Annotated in this window: 4 protein-coding genes and 1 pseudogene; 1 reads left to right on the top strand and 4 read right to left on the bottom strand. The window is 65.3% G+C overall.

Features of this window, described 5'->3' with window-relative positions; all coding sequences use genetic code 11:
• The first annotated feature begins 389 nt into the window (after positions 1-389).
• Positions 390-3158, top strand: a pseudogene (locus tag XAXN_RS04635) (diguanylate cyclase domain-containing protein).
• 216 nt (positions 3159-3374) lie between these two features.
• Here XAXN_RS04635 and rnt read toward each other — a convergent pair.
• The 4 genes from rnt to pstB form a co-directional block, all read right to left on the bottom strand.
• The gene (gene rnt / locus XAXN_RS04630) at positions 3375-4016 is read right to left on the bottom strand and encodes a ribonuclease T (protein WP_134980242.1); all 642 of its coding nucleotides are present in this window, start codon (positions 4014-4016) and stop codon (positions 3375-3377) included.
• Between the two features lie 244 nt (positions 4017-4260).
• A complete protein-coding gene (locus XAXN_RS04625) occupies positions 4261-4668 on the bottom strand; it encodes an RcnB family protein (RefSeq protein ID WP_054318675.1) in 408 nt (135 codons plus the stop codon).
• Between the two features lie 116 nt (positions 4669-4784).
• Complete coding sequence (gene phoU / locus XAXN_RS04620; RefSeq protein ID WP_008572166.1) at positions 4785-5495, bottom strand: phosphate signaling complex protein PhoU; 711 nt, start codon at positions 5493-5495, stop codon at positions 4785-4787.
• A gap of 128 nt (positions 5496-5623) precedes the next feature.
• On the bottom strand, positions 5624-6454 hold the full coding sequence (gene pstB / locus XAXN_RS04615) for a phosphate ABC transporter ATP-binding protein PstB (RefSeq protein ID WP_005913798.1): 831 nt from the start codon (positions 6452-6454) through the stop codon (positions 5624-5626).
• Between the last annotated feature and the right edge of the window lie 4 nt (positions 6455-6458).

Below are 6458 nucleotides of genomic sequence, written 5' to 3'. Positions count from 1 at the left end.
GCCGTGCGGCGTTCCGGGTTGACAGCACGCCCAAGCCCCGTAGGTGGCGAGGGCGGGGGGCGTGTGGCCAAATTTCCCGGCAGGAGGGGGGGGGCGGGGGCGTCCGGGGGCCGGGGGGGGGGGTGGGGAACAGGGTTTCCCGGGTTGGGCGCACCATGGGGAACGCGGGGGGGGGTTTTGCCCCCCCTATCGCGCGCGAACGGGGCGTTATTTGTGATGGAACGGGGGGGGGGGGGGGCGCCTGGCAAACAGGCGAGAGCAGTTGCGGGGTCCAGGCGTCAGCACGACGACAAAACAGACGGCAGCAGCGCTGGCTCGGTGTCGGTGCCTGCCTGCTGCTGGCGCTGTGTTCGCTCGTCGCGGGCGCCTCACCGGCCGGAACGGCACGCTTGCGCGATTACGTCATCGATAGCTTGAGTTCGCGCACCGGGCTGCCGCACAACTCCTTGCGCGACATCGCCCAGACCCGCGACGGGTATCTGTGGTTCGCGACCTGGGAAGGCCTGGTGCGCTACAACGGGCTGGAATTCAACGTGATCGACCGCAGCACGCGCCCGGGGCTGCCCGATAACGGCGTCGGCGCGCTGTACGTAGATCGCGATGGCGCGCTGTGGCTGAGCGATGCGCGCGGCAATCTGGTCCGGCATGGTGCCGACGGACAATGGCGACAGGGGCAGCGGCAAGGGCAGTGGCCGCAGGCGTTGATCCATGCCATGACCATGGACGCTGAAGGCCGCATGTGGCTGTTGTTCGAAGGGCACGGGCTGGGTTGCCTGTGGGCGGACGGGCGCTTTGACTATTTTCCGCCGCACGATGACGCGCCGCGGCAGAGCAGCTTTCCGCGCATGGTGTTCGATGCGCGGGGGCGCTTGTTGATCGGCACCTTCGATGGATTGATCTACCGCGAACCGGATGGGCGCATGCACCGCGCGCCGGCTGCATTCGGGTTTTCACCGGGGTTGGCATGGCCGTATCGCGCAACGGACGGCGCGGTGTGGGTGGTTGCGGGCGATCAGCTGTATCGCCTGCAGGGCGAGCGCGCCGAGCTGGTGCATCGGGTGCCGGGGCAGGGCCACTTCACCGCGATGTTGCAGGGTCGCCACGGCGATCTGTGGCTGGGCAGCGAAAACCAGGGGCTGCTGCGGATCGGGCCTTACGGCGTGGAGCATCTGCCGGCCGGTCGCAGCCTGCCGACCGGGCGCATCGTCAGCCTGCGCGAGGACGCCGAAGGCAGTATCTGGGTCGGCGCCAACGGCGGTCTGTGGATCGCCGGAACCGCCGGCCTGGACCGGATGCTGCCGGACGGGCGCATCGTGCCGGTATCGGTGGTCACGCCATCCGGGCGACGCCTCTCGGTGCTCAGCCTGGCGCTGGACCGGCGCGGCGATCTTTGGGTGGGCACCTATGCCGATGGCGTATTCGTATTGCGCGATGGGCGCGTGCTGCGCCACTACGGCGAGGCCGAGGGCATTCCCGGCGGGCATATCCGTGCGATCGTGATCGGCGACCACGATGCGGTATGGCTGGCAACCCAACGTGGCGTGGTGCAGCTCGTGGATCGCAAGCGCGCGCCGTTGGCGATCGCGGGCTTGCCTGGTCAGCGTGGTGACCGCATTGGCCAGCGTCGATGGCGCGTTGTGGATCGGTTCGGTCGATGGTGCGGCAGTGCTACGCAACGGCAAGCTGTGCCAGTTGAATCTGGAGCAGCTGGGCGGCGCGCGCAGCGTGTTCGGGTTTCAGGCCATCGGCGATGCCATGTGGATTGCGACCGATCGTGGTCTGTATCGCGAGCGCAATGGCGTTCTCGCCCGCTTAGGTCTGGAGCAGGGTATGCCGGTCGACACGGTGTTCCAGCTTGTCGAAGACCGGCTTTGGCAATGCGTGGATCAGCAGCAATCGCGGCATGCTGCGCACCGAATTCAAGACGCTCGATGCAGTTGCCGATGGGCGCGGCACGCTCGCGATCGAACGCTTTGGCGAGATCGATGGCATGGGCAATGCGCAGGCCAACGGCAGTTCCGGCCCCAGCCTGCTGCGGCGTGCCGACGGCACGGTGTGGGTGGCGACAGCTGGCGGCGTGAGCATGGTCGACCCCTCGCGTCTGCAGCGCTTTCGCGAACGTCGCCCGCCGCCGGCAGTGATCGAAAACGTGCAGCAGGATGGCAACCCGTTGGTGTGGCGCCAGCGCGCACAAATGGCTGGCGGGCATCGCTTGAACGTGTCCTACGTCGGCATGAGCTTTCTGCTGCCGGAGCGAATCGAGTACCGCACCCGACTGGAAGGCCTGGACAACACCTGGACCGAACGCGGCCGGCAGCGCAGCGTGGAATTCATTGGCCTGCCGCCGGGCCGATATCGTCTGCACGTGGCTGCGCGCCATCCGGGCGGGGCATGGAGCCCGCACGAAGCGGTGTGGGCGTTCGAGGTATTGCCGCTGTGGTGGCAACGCCAGGATGTGCGCTTTGCCGCGGCGCTGGGCGCGCTCTTGCTGCTGGCCTTGCTGTATCGCGTGTTGCTGCATCGCTACCAGACCCATAACGCGCGCCTGGCCGAACTGGTGCGCAAGCGCACCGAGGACCTGCAACGGCAAGCGCAGCGCTTGCTGCAGGTCAACCAGGAAAAGAGCGAGCTCTTGACGCGTTTGCGCATCAAGTCCGATGTGTTCGAACGCCAGGCGCACGAAGATGCCTTGACCGGGCTACCCAACCGTCGCCACTTCGACGAAGCGCTGGCGAGCGATAGCAGCCGTGCGCGGCGCAGTGCGCGGCTGCTGGTGCTGGCGATTCTGGATATCGATCACTTCAAGCGCATCAACGACCATTATTCGCACGCCAGCGGCGATGCGGTCCTGCACGAGGTGGGAGTGCTTCTCACGGCGGCCGCGCGCCTCGGATCTACCGGCACGCCTGGGCGGCGAAGAATTCGCGCTGCTCTTGGCCGACACCACGCTGGACGAGGCACAGGCGCTTTGCCTGCGCATCCGCGCGCTCTTCCATGCCCGTCACAACTGGGCCAGCGTCGAGGGCTTGCAGGTGACCTTCAGCGCCGGTGTTGCCGCGCTGCGCGACGACGACACCGGCTCGTCGCTGATGCAGCGCGCCGATCACGCCTTGTACGAGGCCAACAGCGCCGGGCGCGATCGAATTTGTATGGGTTAGGAGCGGGGATTCGGGAGTCGGGATTCGCAACAGCAGTGCAGGCGTTCCTTCTCCTGCGGGAGAAAGTGCCCGCGGGGTGGATGAGGGTAGGGCAGCGTGCGGTGTCAGGATTAGATCGTTGAGATTCCGGGAGTGTTGGAAGCGCGCGACAGGCGCTGCCAACGAACAAGCACGGCGCTTTTGCCAATCCCGAATGCCCAATCCCGAATCCCGTCCTCAGACCGGCCCGGGCCAGGCGTTGACGATCTTGCAGAACAGGCGTGCGGTCTGTTCGGTGTCGTAGACCGCGCTGTGGGCGTCGGCCGCATTCCAGTCCAGGCCCGCAGCTTGGGCTGCGCGTGCCAGCACGGTCTGGCCGTAGGCCACACCAGCCAAGGTCACCGTGTCGAACACGCTGAAGGGATGAAACGGGTTGCGTTTGTGGCCCACGCGCGCCACGGCCGCGTTGAGAAAATTCAGGTCGAAATGCGCGTTGTGGCCGACCAGGATTGCGCGCTGGCAGCCGTATTTCTTCACTGCTGCGCACACCGGCGCGAACACATGGTCCAGCGCGTCCTTTTCTTGTTTCGCGAAGCGGAACGGGTGGTCGAGCACGATACCGGTGATTTCCAGCGACTTCGGGTCGATCTCCAGCCCGGGCGCCGGCACCAAGTGGGCGCTAGCGGTCTCGCCGGGAAAGAAGCGTCCATCGGCATCCATTTCGATCGGCACGCAGGCGATCTCCAGAAGTGCGTGCTTGTTCCAGTCGAACCCGCCGGTTTCGACGTCCACCACTACAGGTAGATAACCGCGAAAGCGGCGCGACATCGGCAAAAAAGAGGGGGCAGGCTGTGCATCGACCGGTTCGTTCATCCGCATAGCCTAGCAGGTCGCACGCCGGCCTCTGTCTTGGCTGCACGCTACCACGTCCACACCGGCGGCAGCGATGCCCCGCATGGCCACTCCACTGGCGTTGGCGTGCATTGACGGCCCATGTCTGCGAGCCTTTTTTCGAACCGGGCGGCTGCAGACCACATGCCGTCAGTCGCCCCACGCCGAAATGAAGAGGCCCGACCCGCGTTGCCACGGACCGGGCCTCCCTAACGAGACGGTGAGCGAGCGCTTAGCGCCCAGCAACGACGCTGGTAATCAGCCCGGTGGCCACTGCGATCAGCACGTACGTGTCATCCACGCGCCGCCACTCGTGCCCGTGCGGCGGCGGCTTGAGATGGTGCTTGTGGTAGTCGGCAACGCGGCTGCCATGATGGTCCGGTGCCAGCCGCTCGCCGCGGCGATAAGGCTGGCCGCGCCGGTCGTTGCGGTGATCGTCGTGATGCGCGTTGCGGCGATCATCGCGCCTGTCGTCATGCCTGTCGTCGCGATGGTCGTCATGGCGGTCGGGTCCATGGTCGTCGTGACGCTGCGCGTTGCGGTCACGGTCGTGATCGAGGTCGTGCTGCTGCGGCGCTGCAAACGCTGCGCTAGAGGTCAGTAGCGTCAAGGCCATCAAGGATCCAACGAAACGTTTCATCAGCGGACTCCTGCGTCACAGGAAATGCCTGTGCACCTGCACCGTAGGAGTTCCAAATTGAATACGTAATGAGAAAGCCTTCCGGCACCTCGCCGGCACGACAGTGCCGTCGCGGTCTAGATGACGCCGGTGCTGCTGGTGTCGTCGCGCTTCACACGCGGAGGCAAGGGCTGCTCGCCATGCACCAGGAACCACACGTTCTCGGCGATGTTGGTGGCGTGGTCGCCAATGCGTTCCAGATTCTTTGCCATGAACAGCAGATGCGTACACGGGGTGATATTGCGCGGGTCTTCCATCATGTAGGTGAGCAGCTCGCGGAACAACGCGGTGTACTGCGCATCTAGGCGCGCATCTTCATCGCGGACGCGGATCGCGGCATCGGCATCCTTGTTGCGATACGCCTGTACGGCTTCGCGCACCGCATCGGCCGCCATCTGGCCGAGTGCGCGCAGGCCCACGGTCTGCGGCAGCGGCGGTGCGGAATTGAGCGCGATCGAACGCTTGGCCACGTTGGCTGCGTAATCGCCGATACGTTCGATATCGGCCGGAATGCGCAGGCCGGCCAGGATCTCGCGCAGGTCGCGTGCCATCGGGCCGCGCAATGCCAGCCGCATCACGTCATGGCTGATCGCATGCTCCAGCGCGTCGATCGCCTCGTCGTTGACCACGATGCGGTGCGCGGCATTGTCATCGCGACGCTCCACCACATCCAGTGCGGCTTCCAGCTGCGCCACCGCCGTCTCGCCCATGCGCACGATCTCGGCGACAAGACGGTGCTGCTCCTCGTCGTAGCTTTTGACGATATGGTCGTTGAGGTGCTGGTTCATCGTGATCTCGATTCGTGGCAGTGGTGGATGTCCGCCGTCACCTTGGCGACATGGCAGATGACGCAAATGTCGTGCCGGGCGGTACGGCGGAACTGCGTCAATGCGGCGTTGCGCTGGCGCGTCTTACATCAACCGAAGCGGCCGGTGATGTAGTCCTCGGTCTGTTGTTTGGATGGCTGCGAAAAGATGGTTTCGGTGCGGTCATGCTCGATCAGATCGCCCAGGTACATGAAGGCGGTGTAGTCGGACACGCGCGCGGCCTGCTGCATGTTGTGGGTGACGATCACGATGGTGTAGTCGCGCTTGAGCTCTTCCACCAGTTGCTCGATCCGGCTGGTGGAAATCGGGTCCAGCGCGGACGTCGGCTCGTCCAGCAGCAGCACGTCCGGCCGCAGGGCCACCGCGCGTGCAATGCACAGGCGCTGCTGCTGGCCACCGGAAAGACCCAGCGCGCTCTGCCCCAGCTTGTCCTTGACCTCGTCCCACAGCGCGCCCTGACGCAAGGCCTGCTCGACGCGGTTCTGCATGTCGGCCTTGGACAGTTTTTCGTGGTGGCGGATGCCGTAGGCCACGTTCTCGAAGATCGTCATCGGAAACGGCACCGGCTTCTGGAACACCATGCCCACCTTGCTGCGCAGGCGGTTCATCGGGTACTTCGGCGACAGGATGTTTTCGTTGTCCAGCAATACCTCTCCGCGCGCTTCCATCTTCGGATACAGCGCGTAGATGCGGTTGAAGATGCGCAGCAAGGTCGACTTGCCGCAGCCGGAGGGGCCGATCAACGCGGTGACGCGCTTTTCGGGGATCTCGATGTTGATGCTCTTGAGCGCGTGGTACTTGTCGTAATAGAAATCCAGATTGCGTGCGGCCACCTTCACCGGCGCCTGCGCCGTCGGCGCCCCCGTGGCGGCCGGAACAGCGATGCGATGCATCGGCTTGGCGTTTTGGAGATCGTTCATGTCG

The organism is Xanthomonas axonopodis (genome assembly GCF_001304695.1).
GTDB classification, from domain to species: Bacteria; Pseudomonadota; Gammaproteobacteria; order Xanthomonadales; family Xanthomonadaceae; genus Xanthomonas; species Xanthomonas axonopodis.
Note: the sequence above shows the minus strand (reverse complement) of the source record. Positions and strands in the feature narration are given on the sequence as shown.

Coding starts and splice junctions, on each gene's coding strand:
- XAXN_RS04625 (WP_054318675.1), bottom strand. CDS start 4,668: ATGAAACGTTTCGTTGGATCCTTGATGGCCTTGACGCTACTGACCTCT.
- pstB (WP_005913798.1), bottom strand. CDS start 6,454: ATGAACGATCTCCAAAACGCCAAGCCGATGCATCGCATCGCTGTTCCG.
- phoU (WP_008572166.1), bottom strand. CDS start 5,495: ATGAACCAGCACCTCAACGACCATATCGTCAAAAGCTACGACGAGGAG.
- rnt (WP_134980242.1), bottom strand. CDS start 4,016: ATGCGGATGAACGAACCGGTCGATGCACAGCCTGCCCCCTCTTTTTTG.